We start from the raw sequence: 15,940 nt of genomic DNA, 5'->3' as shown, positions 1-15,940 counted from the left end.
ATGGCCCCCATTCCTGGTTCCGGCCTCGCCAAGGGCCTGGCCGTCACCCTCCGCACGATGACGCGCAAAACCGTCACCGAGCAGTACCCGGACGTCCAGCCGGAGCTGCCGCCCCGCACCCGCGGCGTCATCGGCCTCTTCGAGGAGAACTGCACGGTCTGCATGCTGTGCGCCCGCGAGTGCCCGGACTGGTGCATCTACATCGACTCCCACAAGGAGACGGTCCCGCCCGCCGTCCCCGGCGGCCGCGAGCGCAGCCGCAACGTCCTGGACCGCTTCGCCATCGACTTCGCCCTCTGCATGTACTGCGGTATCTGCATCGAGGTCTGCCCCTTCGACGCCCTCTTCTGGTCCCCGGAGTTCGAGTACGCGGAGACCGACATCCACGAACTCACCCACGAGCGCGACAAGCTCCGCGAGTGGATGTGGACCGTCCCCTCGCCACCGGCCCTCGACCCCGCCGCCGAGGAGCCCAAGGAACTGGCCGCCGCCCGCAAGACCGCCGAGAAACTCGCGGCGTCCCAGGCCGAGCCGAAGCCGGACACCCCCGAGGGAGCGGACTCATGACCCTCGCCCAGGCGTCCCACGACGCCCTCGCCCAGGCCCCCCAAGGCTTTCTCTCCCCGACCGGTGTCGAGATCGCCTTCCTCCTCGTCGGCCTCGTCACCCTCGGCGCCGCGCTCGTCACCGTCACCACCCGGCAGCTGGTGCACGCCGCCCTGTGGCTGGTGGTGGCGCTCGGCGGCCTCGCCGTCGAGTACCTCCTGCTCACCGCCGAGTTCATCGCCTGGGTGCAGGTCCTCATCTACGTCGGTTCCGTCGTCGTCCTCCTCCTCTTCGGACTGATGCTCACCAAGGCCCCCATCGGCCGCTCCCCGGACGCCGACTCCGGCAACCGCTGGGCCGCCCTCACGGTGGCCGTCGCCTCGGCCGCCACCCTCGTCTGGGTCGTCGTCGACGCCTTCCGCGCCACCTGGATCGACCTCGACGGCCCCGCCGCCGGCTCCACGAAGGCCACCGGCGAGAGCCTCTTCCAGAACTGGGTCCTCCCCTTCGAGGCCCTCTCCGTCCTCCTCCTCGCCGCCCTGGTCGGCGCGATCGTCCTCTCCCGCAAGGCGAAGGCGGACGCGCCCCCCACCGACGCGAAGACCACCCGCGCGCCCGAGGCCCCCGCCGACCCCACGGCCCTCACCGGCCCCACAGGCCCCGAATCAGCCGAGTCAGCCAGGGGAGGCGCACGCTGATGCACCTCGCCTATCCCGTCGTGCTCTCCGCCCTCCTCTTCTGCACAGGCCTCTACGGCGTCCTCGCCCGCCGCAACGCGATCCTCGTCCTGATGTCCGTCGAACTGATGCTCAACGCGGTCAACCTCAACCTCGTCGCCTTCGACGTCTGGCTCAGCAGGACCGCCGAGGAGACCCTGCACTCCGGCCAGGCCCTGACCCTGTTCACGATCACCATCGCCGCCGCCGAGATCGGCATCGGCCTGGCGATCGTCCTCGCGGTCCACCGCAACCGAGGCACCGCCGACATCGACAAGCTCCGCGACACCGCCGAGGGCCACGAGACCGACGGCCCCGAGAGCCACGACGGCCCCGAAGACCCCGCCGAAGCCGAGCAACCCGGCCGACCCGAGCGGAGCGAGAAGGCTGAGGCCACCGCGTGACCACGACCACCCTCGCCGTCCTCGTCCCCCTCCTCCCGTTCCTCGGCGCCGCCGCCGGCCTGCTCCTCGGCCGCACCGCCCCCGGCTTCGTCCGCCCCCTCGCGGTACTGCCCACCCTGACGGCCTTCGCCCTGGCCGTCCTGGTAGCCGTACGCCAGGGCGGTGACAAGACCCTGGACGCGGCCACCCGGCTCACCCCGACCGGCTCGGTCCCGATCGACCTCGCCCTGCACATCGACGGCTTCGCCGCCCTCGTCGCCGTCCTGGTCGGCCTGGTGGCCACCTGTGTGCAGCTCTACTCGACCGGCTACCTCCGCGACGACCCCCGCTACCCCTCCTACGCCGCCCTCGTCTCCCTCTTCACCTCCGCGATGCTCCTCGTCGTCTACTCCGGCGACCTGATGATGCTCCTGGTCGGCTGGGAGATCATGGGCATCTGCTCGTACTTCCTGGTCGGCCACTACTGGGAGACCCCGGAGGCCCGCGCCGCCTCCCTGAAGGCCTTCCTGGTCACCAAGCTCGGCGACGTCCCCTTCCTGATCGGTCTGTTCGCCCTCGCCACGGACGCCGGGTCGTTCCGCATCACGCGGATCCTCGCCACCGTCGCCGACGGCGGCCTCGACCACCCCACCCTCGTCGCCCTCCTGCTCCTCGCCGGAGTGGCCGGCAAGTCGGCCCAGTTCCCCCTCCACACCTGGCTCCCCGACGCGATGGCGGGCCCCACGCCCGTCTCCGCGCTGATCCACGCCGCGACGATGGTCGCCGCCGGCGTCTACTTCGTCGCCCGTCTCCTCCCGGTCTTCGCCGCCTCCTCGGCGGCCCTGGTCGTCCTCGCCGTCATGGCCGCGCTCACCATGGCGGGCTCGGGCCTCGCTGCTCTGGCCCAGGACGACATCAAGCGCGTCCTCGCCTACTCGACGATCGGCCAGCTCGGCTACATGACCGGCGCCCTCGCCGTCGGCGACCGCGGTGCCGCCGTCTTCCACCTCCTCTCGCACGGCGCCTTCAAGGCCCTGCTGTTCCTCGCGGCCGGCGTGATCATCCACGCGTCCGGCACCAACTCCCTGGCCGCCATGTCCCGCATGAGCCACCTCCGCGCCCGCGTCCCCGACGCCTTCTGGACCATGACCGTGGCGCTGCTCGCCCTCGCGGCGATCCCGCCCTTCAGCGGCTTCTTCTCCAAGGAGTCCGTCCTCGGAGCCGCCGAGCACGCGGCCACCGGCCACACCCTCACCGGCCCCGTCGCGCACGTCTCGGCCGCCGCAGGCTGGACCGTCCTGGTCGCCGGTGTCCTCACCGCCCTGCTCACAGCCGCGTACGCCGCCCGCCTGTGGCTGCTCGCCTTCCGCGGCGAGGGCACCGAGGCCCCCGACCACGGCCGCCAGCCGCTCACCATGACAGTCGTCCTCTGGGTGCTCGCCGTCCCCTCCCTCGCCCTCGGCGGCCTCGCCTACGGCAGGCTCCCCGACTGGTTCGACGGCGACGACCTGGCGCCCACCCTCACCACGTCCGTCCTCGGTACGGGCGCCGCCCTGATCGGCGCGCTGGCGACGTACGCGGCCTGGCGCTCCGCCAGGGCCCGGGCGGCGCGCGCACCGCTGGGCGCGGTCGCGGCCCACCCCGAGGCGGACGCCGCCACCGTCGAGGCGGAGGCCATCGCCAGCCACACCCCCGCCTACGGGGACGTGGCCTCGGCACCCGACCCGGCGGACCCGGGCCGCCTCCTGCTCGGCCCGCTGCACCGCCACGCCGCCGTCGGCTTCCACCTCGACGCCGTGTACTCGGCGCTCTTCGTCCGCCCGGTCCGGGCCGGCGCGCGTCTCGTCCGGTTCCTCGACCGCGAGGTCGTCGACACCTATGTGAGCGGCGCGGGCGCCCTGCCCCGCCTGCTGGGCGCGGCCGTACGCAAGGCCCAGACCGGCAACGTCCAGACCTATGTGAGCGCGCTGCTCGCCGGCACCGTCGTCCTGGTGGTCGCCGCCCTTCTCGTCGCCACGGGAGCGTGAGCAGGCGTGATCGATATCAACGAGTCCGTGATGCAGGTCCTTCTGGCGTTGATCGTCGTCGGCCCGCTCCTCGGCGCCGTCGCCGCTCTCCTGCCGGCCCCGCCCGGACTGAAGGGGAAGTCACCCGAGCAGGCCGTGCTGCGCCACGGGATCACCGTGACCGGCGCGGTCCTCATCGCCGCGATCGTCCTCGCGCTCGGCTTCGACCACGACCAGCCGTCGAAGATGCAGGCCAGCACGGACATCAGCTGGATCCCGGCACTCGACGTGCGCATCCACCTAGGCATCGACGGCATCTCCCTCCCCCTTCTGGTCCTGACCGCGCTGCTGACCTTCCTCTGCGCGCTCTACTCCTACTTCAAGATGCCCCCGGGCCCGTCCCCGAAGGCTTTCGTCGCCCTGCTGCTCGTCCTGGAGTCCGGCACCCTCGCGACCTTCGCCGTCCTCGATCTGCTGCTGTTCTTCCTCGCGTTCGAGATGGTGCTCATCCCGATGTACTTCCTCATCGCCCGCTGGGGCGGTGAGGAACGCACGCGGGCCGCTTGGAAGTTCATCCTCTACACCCTGCTCGGTTCCGTGGTCATGCTGCTGGGCCTGCTCCTGATCGGAATCAAGGCGGGCACATTCGACATGGTGGCACTCGCCACTGACAATCACCCTTCGCTGACCACATCCGTGCAGGTCATCGCCGTTCTGTCGATCGGGATCGGGCTCGCGGTCAAGACCCCGATGTGGCCGCTGCACAGCTGGCTCCCGGACGCCCACACCGCCGCCCCGACCGTCGGCTCGGTCCTGCTGGCCGGTGTCCTGCTGAAGATGGGCACCTACGGTTTCGTGCGCATCCTGCTGCCGATCACGCCGGACGGCTTCCGCACCTTCGCGCCCTACCTCGCGGCCTTCGCGGTCGTCGGCATCATCTACGGCTCCCTCGCCTGCCTCGCGCTCGCCAGGCAGGGCGCGAAGGGCGACCTCAAGCGCCTGATCGCGTACTCCTCCGTCGGCCACATGGGCTTCGTGCTCCTCGGCATCGCCACCATGACCCCGACCGGAGTGAACGGCGCGCTCTTCGCCAACATCGCCCACGGCCTCATCACCGGACTGCTGTTCTTCCTGGTCGGCGCCCTGAAGGACCGCACCGGAACCACCGACCTCGACACCCTCGCGCAGGAGACCGGCGCCGCCCTCTACGGCAGGGCCCCGCGCCTCGGCGGCCTCCTCGCCTTCGCCGCCGTCGCCTCCCTCGGCCTGCCCGGACTCGCCGGATTCTGGGGCGAGATGCTGGCCCTGTTCGGCGCGTTCGAACCCGCCGAGGGCCTCAGCCGCCCGGCCTTCCTCACCTTCATGACGATCGCCGCGTTCGGCACGCTCCTCACCGCCGCGTACCTGCTGATCGTGGTCCGCCGCGTTTGCATGGGAGCCGTCCCGAAGGAACCGCAGGAGGGGCCGGGCCGTACGGGCGAACAGACGTACGCCCTCGCGGACGTACAGACGTATGAGTTCGCGGCCTGGACCCCGCTCGTCGCCCTCACCGTCCTCGCCGGCCTCTGGCCCGCGGCCCTCCTCGGCCTGTCCGACCCGGCCGTGCAGCAGCTCCTCGCAGGAGGCACCCGTTGAGCCCCGTGGCCCAGCCGCCGCTCCAGGCCGAGACCGTCGCCCAATCGGTCGTCCAGTCCGTCGACTGGCTCGCGATCGCGCCGCCCACCCTCGCCGCGATCGTCGCCCTCGCCGTGCTCGTCGCCGACCTCTTCGTGAGCGACGCGAGGAAGGCCCTGCTCGGCTGGACCTCCGTCGCGGGCCTCACCGCCTCCCTCCTGACCCTCCTGCCCCTCCTGGACGCCGACCGCGCCACCTTCTGCCTGACCGGCGACCCGGACGTATGCAGCTACACCGCCGACCGGTTCACCCTCGTCGTCCAGTTCCTCGTCCTCGGCGGCGCCCTCCTCGCCGCCCTGCTGTCCATGACGGCCCTCAAGGACGACCGGAAGAACCTCCCCGAGGGGGAGTTCTGGTTCCTGCTGCTGTCGTCCGCGGCGGGAGCCGCGCTCCTGCCCGCCTCCCGCGACCTCGCGACCCTCGTCGTCGCCCTGGAGGTCGCCTCCCTGCCCGCCTTCGCCCTCGTCGGCATCCGGCACGGCGACCGGCGGTCCTCCGAGGCGGCCCTGAAGTTCTTCCTGTCGTCCGTCACCGCGACCGCCGTCAGCCTCCTGGGCATCAGCTTCGTCTACGCCACGACAGGCACCCTCTACCTCACCGAGATCGCCGACCGCGTCCAGCACGTCGACGGCCAACTGCACACCCTCACCCAGGCCGGAGTCGTCCTCACCCTCATCGGCTTCGCCTTCAAGACGGCCGCCGTCCCCTTCCACTTCTGGGTCCCCGACACCTACGTGGGCGCCCCCCTGCCCGTCGCCGCCTACCTCTCCGTGGTCGGCAAGGCGGTCGGCTTCTCCGGCCTGATCCTCGTCACCGTCGTCGCCCTCCCGTCGTACGCCGACGTCTGGGGCCCCGCCCTCGCCGTGCTGGCCGCCCTCACGATGACCGTCGGCAATGTCGGCGCGCTCGTACAGCGCTCCACGCGCGCGTACAGCGCGGTCCGGCTGCTCGCCTGGTCCTCCGTCGGCCAGGCCGGCTACCTCCTCGTACCGATCGCGGCGGCGGCCTACGCCGACGACACCGCCGACGCCGAGAAGGCCGTCGGCTCCACCGTCGCCTACGCCCTGATGTACGCCGCCGTGAACCTCGGCGCCTTCGCCGTGGCCGCGCTCGTCGGCCGTACGAAGTCCCTGAACCGGCTCGGCGACTACCGGGGCCTCTACGCGTCGAGCCCCCTGTCCGCCCTGCTCCTGGCCTTCTTCCTGCTCTGCCTCGCCGGACTGCCGCCAGGGATCATCGGCCTGTTCGCCAAGGTCACCGTCTTCTCGGCGGCCGTGGACGCGGGCCTCGGCTGGCTCGCCGTCGTGATGGCCGTCAACGTGGTGATCGCCCTCTTCTACTACCTCCAGTGGACGGCGCTGCTGTTCCGCGCCCCCGACGGCGACACCGCCGGCGCCCCCGCACCGCACCGCGTCCCCGCCCCGCTCACCCTGGCCCTCGCCCTCACCGGAGTCGTCGCGGTAGCCCTGTCCGGCGCCCCGCAGCTCGTGCTGCGCTTCGCCGACATCGGCCTCTTCTGACGCACGGCGGCCCCTCCTTCCCCCGCACGGCCCCTGCCCTCACCCGAGCGGACCCCCGCCCTCACCCGCGCGGCCCCCCGGCCGGGCCGCGCGCACCAGGGAACTCGCGCTCCCCGCCTGGCGTTGACCAGTACGGGAGGGTCCACTGAGAAGTGGAGTCAACAGCTACAGCGAGCAATGGGTTCCCCTGCCGCACGACCTGGAGGGCGTACCGTGCACCGCCGGCACAACGGGCTCAGGACCGCCGTTCTCCTCGGGGGACTGTCCGCACTCATCATCGTCATCGGAAGCCTCTTCGGCCGTACAGGCCTGATCATCGCGGTCGTCATCGCCCTCGGCACGAACGCGTACGCGTACTGGAACAGCGACAAGCTGGCTCTACGCGCGATGCGCGCACGCCCGGTCAGCGAGTTCGAGGCACCGGCGCTCTACCGCATGGTCCGCGAGCTCTCCATGCAGGCCCGCCAGCCGATGCCGCGCCTGTACATCTCGCCGACGGACGCCCCGAACGCGTTCGCGACCGGCCGCAACCCGCGCAACGCGGCCGTGTGCTGCACCGACGGCATCCTCCGCCTGCTCGACGAGCGCGAGCTGCGCGGTGTCATCGGCCATGAGCTGAGCCATGTCTACAACCGGGACATCCTCATCTCGTCGGTCGCCGGCGCCCTCGCCTCCGTGATCATGTTTCTGGTGAACTTCGCCTGGCTGATCCCCATCGGCCGCTCGGACGACGACGAGGGCCCCGGCCTCCTCGGCATGCTGCTGATCATGATCCTGGGCCCCCTCGCGGCGTCCCTCATCCAGCTCGCGATCAGCCGCTCCCGGGAGTACGAGGCGGACGCCTCAGGCGCCCAGCTCACCGGTGATCCACTTGCTCTCGCCAGTGCCCTTCGCAAACTGGAAACGGGTACGAAGCAGCTTCCGCTGCCCCCCGAACCCCGGATCGAGACCGCGAGCCACATGATGATCGCGAACCCCTTCCGGCCGGGCCGGGGATTCTCCAAGATGTTCTCGACACACCCGCCGATGGCGGAACGCATCGCCCGACTCGAGAAGATGGCAGGTCCCCCGCAGTGAAGACCGTACTGAACATCATCTGGCTGATCCTCAGCGGCTTCTGGCTCTTCCTCGGCTATCTGTTCGCAGGGTTGCTTCTGTGCATCACGATCATCGGCATCCCGTTCGGCATCGCGTCGTTCCGCATCGGGATCTACGCCCTGTGGCCCTTCGGGTACAGCGCCGTCGAGCGCCGTGACGCGGGTGCGCCCTCCTGCCTGGGCAACGTCCTGTGGCTGGTCCTGGCGGGCTGGTGGCTGGCGCTGACCCACATCTTCACCGGCCTCGTCCTGTGCGTCACGATCATCGGCATCCCGTTCGGCGTCGCCAACTTCAAGCTCGTGCCGGTCTCGCTGATGCCCCTGGGCCGCGAGATCATCCGCTCCGACCAGCCCTTCGCCCAGCAGCGCTGGTAGCGCGTCGGGCGGCCGTACGCACGCCTCAGCGGCGCCGCCGTACGGCGTACACGGCCGCGCCCACGCCCAGTACGGCCGCGCCCACGCCCACCGACGACGAGGGCAGCGAGAACGCGAGGACCGCGCACCCGACGAGCCCGACCACCGGCACCACCCGGGCGGCGGGCGCCGAACTCAGCGTCCAGGCGGACGCGTTGGCGACCGCGTAGTACGCGAGGACCCCGAACGACGAGAACCCGATCGCGCCCCGCACGTCGACCGTGGCGGCCAGCACGGCCACCACGGCCCCGACGGCCAGCTCGGCCCGGTGCGGCACCTGGAACCGGGGGTGTACGGCGGCGAGCGCACCGGGCAGGTGCCGGTCCCGGGCCATCGCGAGGGTCGTGCGCGAGACACCCAGGATGAGCGCCAGCAGCGACCCGAGCGCGGCCACGGCGGCCCCCACCCGCACCACGGGCACCATCCCGGGCACCCCGGCCGCCCGTACGGCGTCGGCCAGCGGCGCCGAGGCCGCCCCCAGCCCACCGGACCCCAGCACGGCGAGCGCGGCCACCGCCACGGCCGCGTACACGACCAGCGCGATACCGAGCGCGAGCGGGATCGCGCGCGGGATGGTGCGCGCCGGATCCCGTACCTCCTCACCCAGGGTCGCGATCCGCGCGTACCCGGCGAACGCGAAGAACAGCAGCCCGGCCGCCTGCAACACCCCGCCCACGCCGCCGGACGTCCCGATGTCCAGCCGCCCGGCGTCGGCCTCGCCGGATCCCAGGCACACCACCACGACGGCGGCGAGGACCGCCAGCACGACGGCCACGATCGCCCGCGTCAGCCAGGCCGACTTCTGCACACCGCCGTAGTTCACGGCCGTCAGCGCCACCACGGCCGCCACCGCGACGGCGTGCGCCTGCCCCGGCCACAGGTACGCCCCCACGGTCAGCGCCATCGCCGCGCACGAGGCCGTCTTGCCGACGACGAACGACCAGCCGGCCAGATACCCCCAGAACTCCCCGAGCCGCTCGCGCCCGTACACATACGTGCCGCCCGATGCCGGATACACCGCCGCCAGCCGCGCCGACGACATCGCGTTGCAGTACGCGACGACGGCCGCGATCCCGAGCCCGAGGAGCAGCCCCGACCCGGCGGCGCGCGCCGCCGGGCCCAACGCCGCGAAGATCCCCGCGCCGACCATCGCCCCGAGCCCGACGACCACCGCGTCCCCGACGCCGAGCGTGCGGCGCAGCTCAGCGCCCGATCCGGCTTGTGTCATGTGCCGCACCCTACTGATCAGTGCAACCGGCCGATGTCACGCAGACGTCTTCCCGGACAACAAGGGCAGAAGTCACGACAGTCACGACAGACGACACGACAGACACGGCCGGGCACACGGCCGCTGTGGGGGGAAACACAGCACGGGTACCGCACGGGTACGGCACGAAAGGGCAGGTGCACGGCATGAGCATCATCGGCTGGATCGTTCTGGGGCTGTTGGCCGGGGCCATCGCCAAGTTCCTGCTGCCGGGCCGGGACCCGGGCGGCTTCATCGGCACGACCCTCATCGGCGTCGCGGGCGCCTTCATCGGCGGCTGGATCTCCGCCCGCTGGCTGGACCACCCGATCTCCGAGCACTTCTACGACGGCGCCACCTGGGCGGCCGCGATCGGCGGTTCCCTGGTCCTGCTGATCGCCTACCGCATCCTGTTCGGCCACTCCCGCCGCTGACCGCGAGCATCACGCACGCACACGAGGGGTGGGCACCACGGCAACGGCCGTGGTGCCCACCCCTCGTCGTACAGGCTCTACCTGCCGTTCGTCACCGGTAGTTGACGAACTGCACCGCGAAGTCGAAGTCCTTGCCCTTGAGCAGGGCGATCACGGTCTGCAGGTCGTCGCGGCTCTTGGAGCTGACGCGGAGCTCGTCACCCTGGACCTGGGCCTTGACGCCCTTGGGACCCTCGTCGCGAATGATCTTCGCCACCTTCTTGGCGTTCTCCTGGGAGATGCCCTCCTCGATCGAGGCGAAGATCTTGTACTCCTTGCCGGACAGCTGGGGCTCACCCGCGTCCAGCGACTTCAGGGAGATCCCACGCTTGATCAGCTTGGACTGGAAGACGTCGAGGATGGCCTTCACCCGGTCCTCGGAATTCGCCTCCATGAGGATCTTCTCGCCGGACCACGAGATCGAGGCGCCGACGCCCTTGAAGTCGTAGCGCTGGGAGATCTCCTTGGCGGCCTGGTTGAGGGCGTTGTCGACCTCCTGCCGCTCGACCTTCGAGACGATGTCGAAACTGGAGTCGGCCATGTCCTGTGGCTCCTTGTATCGGTGTATCGGGAGGCGACAAGCCTAGCCACCCCACCCCCGCGCGCACTGATCAATCAGGTGGCGAAGCACCCCCGAGCATCAGGTATCGTTTACGACGTCGCCACGGAGCGCCGCCGAAAAGCGGTTCGAAGGACGACAAATCCCAGGCGGTGTGCCCGAGTGGCCAATGGGAGCGGACTGTAAATCCGTCGGCTTAGCCTACCCAGGTTCGAATCCTGGCGCCGCCACGTGGAGGGAAGCCCCTTCCGGACTGTGAGAGCAGTTCGGGAGGGGCTTCTTCGTATGCGGATTCGGTCGTGGGTTCCGGCGGCCGGGCACACTGACCGCATGTCATCGCGTCGCAGGAACTGCCCCGAGTGTCGTCGTGAGATCGCCGTGGTGGCGGGGCGGTTCGCGCGGCACGATCCGCCGGGGACGAGCGGGGAACTGGTGTCGTGCCCCGGGTCGCGCAGACCGGCCCAGATCGGGGCGGCCCAGCCCGCGCTCGACGGTTTCGTGGTCCCCGAGTTCCCCGGTCAGCTGCCCCTGTTCTGACCGGGGCCCGCACCTGTCAGTTGCCCGCCACCGATTTCACCGCCACCGACACCGGCGTCGAGCCGCTGATCAGCTCCAGGGTCAGGCCGGCGGTGGCGGGGGTGTCGAGGAGTTCGACGAGCGTCGCCGCCACGTCGTCGCGGGGGATCGGACCGCGTCCGGTGGACGCCTCCAGACGTACCAGGCCCGTACCCGCGTCGTCGGTCAGCATGCCGGGCCGCAGGATCGTCCAGTCCAGGGCGTCCAGGCCCCGCACATACGCGTCGGCCTGGCCCTTCGCCCGCTGGTACACGTCGAAGACGTCGTCACCCCCGTGCTCCGGGTCCGCCCCCATCGACGAGACGACCAGGTGACGCCGTACGCCCGTCCGCACCGCGGCGTCCGCGAACAGGACCGCCGCCCCGCGGTCGACCGTGTCCTTGCGGGCCGTTCCACTGCCCGGACCGGCGCCCGCCGCGAACACGGCGGCGTCCGCGCCCTGCAGATGCGCGGCGACCTCCTCCACCGACGCCGACTCCAGATCGCACAGCACCGGTTCGGCACCGGCCGCGCGCAGATCGTCCCCCTGTTCGGCGCGGCGGATGATCCCCGCGACCTCGTCACCGCGCGCGGCGAGCAACCGCTCCAGCCGCAGCGCGATCTGACCATGACCTCCAGCGATGACAATGCGCATGATTCCGACCGTACGCCCGACCCGACGCGTTTGCCGCGCAACCATTCGGCCGTCCCGAGTGTCTCAACCATGTTCGCCGTACCGGCGAGCACCGGACATCACGGGGGGACCCAACACCGTCATGCGTAAAGCCACGCCCACGACCGTCGTACGTACGTCCATGAAGCGCGCATCCGTCGCGGGGGCGCCCGTGGCCCGCCGGGCCTTCACCGGGGTCGGCTGCGCCGCGGCCGTGCTCGTCACGGTGGCCGCCTGTGGCACCGTGCAGAACCTGACCGCCGGCCAGAAGGTCGACAACGCCGTCGAACAGCTGGGCGAGCAGAAGTCGCTGGCCTTCGGCATGCGGCTGGACGCCGACCCGGACGACCTCGTCGCGCTGATGGGCGAGGACAGCGAGGAAGTGCCGCCGGAGATGGCGGAGTTCCTCACCGGACTGCGCGTCGACGTATCGGTCAGGTCGAAGAAGCCGCTGGACGAGTCCGGTGAGAAGGACATCACCGGCATGGGCATGAAGATCGCGGGCGAGGACGGCGTGTTCGCCGAGTACCGGCTCGTCGGCGACTACACGTACTACCGCGCCGACATGCAGGCCATGGGCGACGCGATGGGCATGCCCTTCCCGACGGCCGACGAGCTCGACGAACTTCCGGAGAGCGAGCAGCACTTGCGGCCGCTCCTGGAGGGCGACTGGGTCAAGGTCAACACCGCCGACCTCCAGGAGGCCGCCGAGGACGCGGGCGCCGGTTCCGGCGCGGGCGGCTCCGACGAACTCGACGCCAAGACCCAGAAGAAGATCCTCGACGCTGTCCGCGGGGTCGTCGCCCGTGAGGTCGACTTCAAGACCAAGAACGGCGAGGACGGCACCGAGGTCATCACCGCCAAGGCCAACTTCCGCGACCTGCTCACCGGCATCCTCGACAAGCTCCAGCCCCTCAAGGGCGACCTGCCGCCGGGTGCCGAACTCCCCACGGGCGAGGACGTGAAGGACGCCCCGAACAAGAAGGTCGCGGTCGACTTCACCCTCAAGAACGGCGACCTCACCCGCATCGAGACCGACCTCGCGGTCCTCGCCGAGGACGCGAAGGGCGCCAAGGCCCCCCTCGTCCTCACCTTCGGCAAGGCCGGCGACATCAGCGCGCCCAAGGGCGCCTCCGAGATCCCGGTCGAGGAGTTCGGCGGCCCGTTCGGAAGCGGCATGTTCAGCGTCTGACCGGCCGCGGAATGTGCGGCCCTGGAGCGGCCGCGGCCGCTCCAGGCGCGCGCGTGGAGCACCAACGAACCCACGCGCGCGTGCCGGCCCGGCCATTCCACGCGGGCGGGCGCACCGGGCCGGGCCCTACGCACCCGCGTGCGCCCGCCCGTCCAAACTCACCCCCGCGTGCCCGCACGCCCCCGTGCGCCTCTCACCGCGGCCCGCACCACACCCCCACGCGGCCCCGCCCCCAGCCCGCCCCTCACGACGGCTCCCCCCGCCCCTGTCGAGGCAGGTCCAACACTGTGCCGGTCGCCGAGCCGCAGTACTCCCGTACCGCGCTGGTCCGCGCCACGACGCGCCCCCGGTGCACGACGATCCGGCTGTACGCCAGGGACAGCACGCCCGCGAGCCGCGCACCCCGCACGGCCAGCAGTTCGGCGGGGAAACCGGCCTCGACGCGCACCTCGGGCAGCCCGAGGGCGGCACGCGCGGCCCCGCTGACGGTGTCGTACGCCTCCTCGGGCCGCAGCCCGTACCGGGAGGCCAGCAGGTACGCCGCCTCCAGCGGGTCCCCGCGGCCGACCGGGTTCGACACGTCCCGCAGAGCCCCGCTGCCCGCCGCCACGCGCACCCCGGCCGCGCGCAGCAGCCGTACCGGCGCGGTGCCCCGGCGGTCCACAGTGCCGCAGCCGCCCTGGGGGAGGCAGACGACGGTCACTCCGGCCGCCGCGAGCTGGTCGGCGGCGCGGGCGGCGGCCTGGGAGGGCAGGCGGGCCAGACCGCCGCACGGGCCGAGCGTCACGCCGGGCCGCAGACCGCCCGCCATGGCCGCGAGGCGGGCGAGCCGGGCCGGGTCGTCGCCGTCGGTGTGCAGGTCGACCGGGCAGTCGTGCTCGGAGGCGATCTCCAGGACCGCCTCCACGTACCCGGTGGGGTCGGGGTCCAGGTCGGGACAGCCGCCGACCACGGACGCGCCCATCTTCACCGCGTCCCGCAGGATCGCGAGCCCGTCCGCCCCGGCCACCCCGGTCAGCACCCGGGGCATCGCCACCGCCGTCACCTCGGCGAGGCCGCGCAGCGCCCGCCGCGCCCGGAGCACCGCCGCCAGCGCCCCGAGCCCCTGCACGCCGCCCACGTGGACGTGCGAGCGCAAGGCCGTGGCGCCGTGCCCGAGTTGCAGCAGCGCGGCCTCGGTGGCCCGCCGCTGGACGTCCGCGTCGTCGTACGGGACGGGCCCCTCGAAGTCGGCCGACAGGGCCGTGTCGCCGTGCGCGTGCGGCTCGACGGGGGCCGGCAGCAGCAGATGGCCGCCGAGGTCCACCCGGGTGGCGGACGCCCCGGACGCGGCGGGCCCGGGGCTCAGGCTGCCCGCCGTGCCGACCGCCTCGATCCGCCCGCCGCCCAGCCGGACGTCCACCACCCGGCCGTCGGTCAGTCGCGCCCCGCACAGCAGCAGGGCGCCGGCCTCGTCCGAGCCCGAGGGCGGGCCGGAGGAGGAGGGGGACGGCTGCGGCTGGCTGTCGGGCATCGCGCTCCTGGGGTTACAAGATCACGCAGAGTGAGTCGAGCCTAGGCGGGCCGCCCGCCGTCGTCGCGGAGGAGCGCAATAGTCGTACCGGTGCGGTTCACCTGCCGGGGGACGGGACCGGGGACACGGCGGGGACGGCCGGCGGGACTGCCGGGAGGGCCGGGAACGGTGGTGTGCGTGAGGCCCGTGCGGCCTGCGGAAACGGGACGGACGACGGCCTCCGACGGCTCCGGGGAGCACCGTGGACGACCTGTGGACGGCCCCTGGACGGCCCATGGATACGGGCCGGGAAACGGATTTGGGCGATCGGCGGTGGGGCGTGTAATGTCTTCATCGCTCGCCCCAATAGCTCAGTCGGCAGAGCGTCTCCATGGTAAGGAGAAGGTCTACGGTTCGATTCCGTATTGGGGCTCTGGTGTGAAAGGTTCCCGTCGCGAGGCGGGATCCGATCGCATCACAGCGGTGTAGCTCAGTCGGTAGAGCAAGCGGCTCATAATCGCTGTGTCACCGGTTCAAGTCCGGTCACCGCTACTGACAGTAGCCGATTGCGGGGTCGGTCCTTCGATCGGCTACTCTTCTATGCGTTCAACCCTGTCCCATCCGTTCGTCAAGGAGCACTCACGTGGCTGCCACCGACGTCCGCCCGAAGATCACGCTGGCCTGCGTGGAGTGCAAGGAGCGGAACTACATCACCAAGAAGAACCGGCGTAACAACCCGGACCGACTGGAGATGAAGAAGCACTGCCCGCGTTGCAACGCGCACACCGCGCACCGCGAAACGCGATAAAACAGGCTCGTACACGAGGCCGTCCCCGAGTGATCGGGGGCGGCCTCGCGTCGTTACATCGACCAGTACCGGCCAGTACCCGCCGGTGCCGGCAGTACCGCCGTATCCGCAGCAACCAGGAGGTGCCGAGCCCATGGCGCTCGACCAGTCCTTCGTGGGGCGTACCTACCCGCCCACCGACCCCTATGAGGTCGGCCGGGAGAAGATCCGCGAGTTCGCGGAGGCCGTGGGGGACAGCAACCCCGTCTACACGGACCCCGAAGCGGCCAAGGCGCTCGGGTACGCCGATGTGATCGCCCCGCCGACCTTCGTGTTCTCGATCACCTTCAAGGCGGCGGGACAGGTCGTCCAGGACCCCCAGCTGGGCCTCGACTACAGCCGGGTGGTGCACGGCGACCAGAAGTTCGCCCACAGGCGCCCGGTCCGCGCCGGCGACCGCCTCACCGTCACCTCGACCATCGAGGCGATCAAGTCCCTGGCGGGCAACGACATCCTGGACATCCGTGGCGAGGTCCACGACGAGTCCGGCGAGCACGTCGTGACCGCCTGGACCAAGCTCGTGGCCCGCGCGGCCGAGGAGGCGTGA

General features: G+C 71.4%; 17 protein-coding genes and 3 tRNA genes. 16 read left to right on the top strand and 4 right to left on the bottom strand.

Going from position 1 to position 15,940, the window contains the following annotated elements:
• The 8 genes from PUR53_RS08585 (at nt 1) to PUR53_RS08550 (ending at nt 8,317) form a co-directional block, all read left to right on the top strand.
• Nucleotides 1-567, top strand: coding sequence for a NuoI/complex I 23 kDa subunit family protein (locus PUR53_RS08585; RefSeq protein WP_329907892.1), 567 nt, complete (start codon nt 1-3; stop codon nt 565-567).
• Nucleotides 564-1,244 (top strand): NADH-quinone oxidoreductase subunit J family protein, encoded by a 681-nt coding sequence (locus tag PUR53_RS08580; RefSeq protein ID WP_329895714.1) that lies wholly within the window; start codon nt 564-566, stop codon nt 1,242-1,244. The genes PUR53_RS08585 and PUR53_RS08580 overlap by 4 nt, the downstream gene beginning before the upstream one ends.
• Complete coding sequence (nuoK, locus tag PUR53_RS08575; protein WP_329895715.1) at nt 1,244-1,666, top strand: NADH-quinone oxidoreductase subunit NuoK; 423 nt, start codon at nt 1,244-1,246, stop codon at nt 1,664-1,666. The genes PUR53_RS08580 and nuoK overlap by 1 nt, the downstream gene beginning before the upstream one ends.
• Nucleotides 1,663-3,672: an NADH-quinone oxidoreductase subunit 5 family protein gene (locus PUR53_RS08570; RefSeq protein ID WP_329907890.1), complete on the top strand. Its 2,010-nt coding sequence runs from the start codon at nt 1,663-1,665 to the stop codon at nt 3,670-3,672. The genes nuoK and PUR53_RS08570 overlap by 4 nt, the downstream gene beginning before the upstream one ends.
• A gap of 6 nt (nt 3,673-3,678) precedes the next feature.
• On the top strand, nt 3,679-5,286 hold the full coding sequence (locus tag PUR53_RS08565) for a complex I subunit 4 family protein (RefSeq protein ID WP_329895717.1): 1,608 nt from the start codon (nt 3,679-3,681) through the stop codon (nt 5,284-5,286).
• Nucleotides 5,283-6,845: an NADH-quinone oxidoreductase subunit N gene (locus PUR53_RS08560; RefSeq protein WP_329907889.1), complete on the top strand. Its 1,563-nt coding sequence runs from the start codon at nt 5,283-5,285 to the stop codon at nt 6,843-6,845. Before PUR53_RS08565 ends, PUR53_RS08560 begins: the two co-directional genes overlap by 4 nt.
• A gap of 213 nt (nt 6,846-7,058) precedes the next feature.
• Nucleotides 7,059-7,922: a zinc metalloprotease HtpX gene (htpX, locus tag PUR53_RS08555; protein WP_329895719.1), complete on the top strand. Its 864-nt coding sequence runs from the start codon at nt 7,059-7,061 to the stop codon at nt 7,920-7,922.
• Nucleotides 7,919-8,317 carry a YccF domain-containing protein gene (locus tag PUR53_RS08550; protein ID WP_329895720.1) on the top strand — a complete coding sequence of 133 codons (399 nt, stop codon included), beginning with the start codon at nt 7,919-7,921 and terminating at the stop codon, nt 8,315-8,317. The genes htpX and PUR53_RS08550 overlap by 4 nt, the downstream gene beginning before the upstream one ends.
• A 25-nt stretch (nt 8,318-8,342) precedes the next feature.
• On the opposite strand, the gene PUR53_RS08545 is transcribed toward PUR53_RS08550, so the two are convergent.
• Complete coding sequence (locus PUR53_RS08545; protein WP_329907888.1) at nt 8,343-9,584, bottom strand: APC family permease; 1,242 nt, start codon at nt 9,582-9,584, stop codon at nt 8,343-8,345.
• A gap of 185 nt (nt 9,585-9,769) precedes the next feature.
• Here PUR53_RS08545 and PUR53_RS08540 point away from each other — a divergent pair, with 185 nt between their 5' ends.
• Nucleotides 9,770-10,036, top strand: a complete 267-nt coding sequence (locus PUR53_RS08540) for a GlsB/YeaQ/YmgE family stress response membrane protein (protein ID WP_329895722.1) — start codon at nt 9,770-9,772, stop codon at nt 10,034-10,036.
• A 91-nt stretch (nt 10,037-10,127) separates the two neighbouring features.
• Here the strand turns inward: PUR53_RS08540 and PUR53_RS08535 are convergent, their stop codons facing one another.
• Nucleotides 10,128-10,616, bottom strand: coding sequence for a YajQ family cyclic di-GMP-binding protein (locus tag PUR53_RS08535; RefSeq protein WP_239756701.1), 489 nt, complete (start codon nt 10,614-10,616; stop codon nt 10,128-10,130).
• Between the two features lie 166 nt (nt 10,617-10,782).
• Between PUR53_RS08535 and PUR53_RS08530 the strand changes: the two genes are divergently transcribed.
• Both PUR53_RS08530 and PUR53_RS08525 read left to right on the top strand, forming a co-directional pair.
• A tRNA-Tyr gene (locus tag PUR53_RS08530) sits at nt 10,783-10,864 on the top strand.
• 100 nt (nt 10,865-10,964) lie between these two features.
• Nucleotides 10,965-11,171, top strand: coding sequence for a hypothetical protein (locus PUR53_RS08525; RefSeq protein WP_329895723.1), 207 nt, complete (start codon nt 10,965-10,967; stop codon nt 11,169-11,171).
• 16 nt (nt 11,172-11,187) lie between these two features.
• Here PUR53_RS08525 and PUR53_RS08520 read toward each other — a convergent pair whose 3' ends face one another.
• Nucleotides 11,188-11,844 (bottom strand): SDR family oxidoreductase, encoded by a 657-nt coding sequence (locus tag PUR53_RS08520; RefSeq protein ID WP_329895724.1) that lies wholly within the window; start codon nt 11,842-11,844, stop codon nt 11,188-11,190.
• 160 nt (nt 11,845-12,004) lie between these two features.
• Between PUR53_RS08520 and PUR53_RS08515 the strand changes: the two genes are divergently transcribed.
• Nucleotides 12,005-13,054, top strand: a complete 1,050-nt coding sequence (locus tag PUR53_RS08515) for a hypothetical protein (RefSeq protein WP_329907887.1) — start codon at nt 12,005-12,007, stop codon at nt 13,052-13,054.
• A 244-nt stretch (nt 13,055-13,298) separates the two neighbouring features.
• Here the strand turns inward: PUR53_RS08515 and PUR53_RS08510 are convergent, their stop codons facing one another.
• On the bottom strand, nt 13,299-14,567 hold the full coding sequence (locus PUR53_RS08510; protein ID WP_329907886.1) for an amidohydrolase family protein: 1,269 nt from the start codon (nt 14,565-14,567) through the stop codon (nt 13,299-13,301).
• A gap of 339 nt (nt 14,568-14,906) precedes the next feature.
• Between PUR53_RS08510 and PUR53_RS08505 the strand changes: the two genes are divergently transcribed.
• The 4 genes from PUR53_RS08505 (at nt 14,907) to PUR53_RS08490 (ending at nt 15,940) form a co-directional block, all read left to right on the top strand.
• Nucleotides 14,907-14,979 (top strand) — tRNA-Thr (locus PUR53_RS08505).
• Nucleotides 14,980-15,025: 46 nt separating this feature from the next.
• Nucleotides 15,026-15,098, top strand: a tRNA-Met gene (locus tag PUR53_RS08500).
• A gap of 91 nt (nt 15,099-15,189) precedes the next feature.
• A complete protein-coding gene (gene rpmG, locus PUR53_RS08495) occupies nt 15,190-15,354 on the top strand; it encodes a 50S ribosomal protein L33 (RefSeq protein WP_003948671.1) in 165 nt (54 codons plus the stop codon).
• Between the two features lie 133 nt (nt 15,355-15,487).
• Nucleotides 15,488-15,940: a MaoC family dehydratase N-terminal domain-containing protein gene (locus tag PUR53_RS08490; protein WP_329907885.1), complete on the top strand. Its 453-nt coding sequence runs from the start codon at nt 15,488-15,490 to the stop codon at nt 15,938-15,940.

Source organism: Streptomyces sp. SP18BB07, from assembly GCF_036322545.1.
Lineage (GTDB): Bacteria > Actinomycetota > Actinomycetes > Streptomycetales > Streptomycetaceae > Streptomyces > Streptomyces deccanensis.
The sequence above is the reverse complement of the archived record's forward strand: the minus strand, read 5'-3'. Positions and strand labels throughout refer to the sequence as shown.

Bases quoted from the DNA above. Each gene is read 5' to 3' on its own strand.
- PUR53_RS08585 (WP_329907892.1), top strand. From the start codon at position 1: ATGGCCCCCATTCCTGGTTCCGGCCTCGCCAAGGGCCTGGCCGTCACC.
- PUR53_RS08525 (WP_329895723.1), top strand. From the start codon at position 10,965: ATGTCATCGCGTCGCAGGAACTGCCCCGAGTGTCGTCGTGAGATCGCC.
- nuoK (WP_329895715.1), top strand. From the start codon at position 1,244: ATGCACCTCGCCTATCCCGTCGTGCTCTCCGCCCTCCTCTTCTGCACA.
- PUR53_RS08515 (WP_329907887.1), top strand. From the start codon at position 12,005: ATGAAGCGCGCATCCGTCGCGGGGGCGCCCGTGGCCCGCCGGGCCTTC.
- PUR53_RS08510 (WP_329907886.1), bottom strand. From the start codon at position 14,567: ATGCCCGACAGCCAGCCGCAGCCGTCCCCCTCCTCCTCCGGCCCGCCC.
- PUR53_RS08520 (WP_329895724.1), bottom strand. From the start codon at position 11,844: ATGCGCATTGTCATCGCTGGAGGTCATGGTCAGATCGCGCTGCGGCTG.
- PUR53_RS08545 (WP_329907888.1), bottom strand. From the start codon at position 9,584: ATGACACAAGCCGGATCGGGCGCTGAGCTGCGCCGCACGCTCGGCGTC.
- PUR53_RS08490 (WP_329907885.1), top strand. From the start codon at position 15,488: ATGGCGCTCGACCAGTCCTTCGTGGGGCGTACCTACCCGCCCACCGAC.
- PUR53_RS08580 (WP_329895714.1), top strand. From the start codon at position 564: ATGACCCTCGCCCAGGCGTCCCACGACGCCCTCGCCCAGGCCCCCCAA.
- PUR53_RS08535 (WP_239756701.1), bottom strand. From the start codon at position 10,616: ATGGCCGACTCCAGTTTCGACATCGTCTCGAAGGTCGAGCGGCAGGAG.
- PUR53_RS08540 (WP_329895722.1), top strand. From the start codon at position 9,770: ATGAGCATCATCGGCTGGATCGTTCTGGGGCTGTTGGCCGGGGCCATC.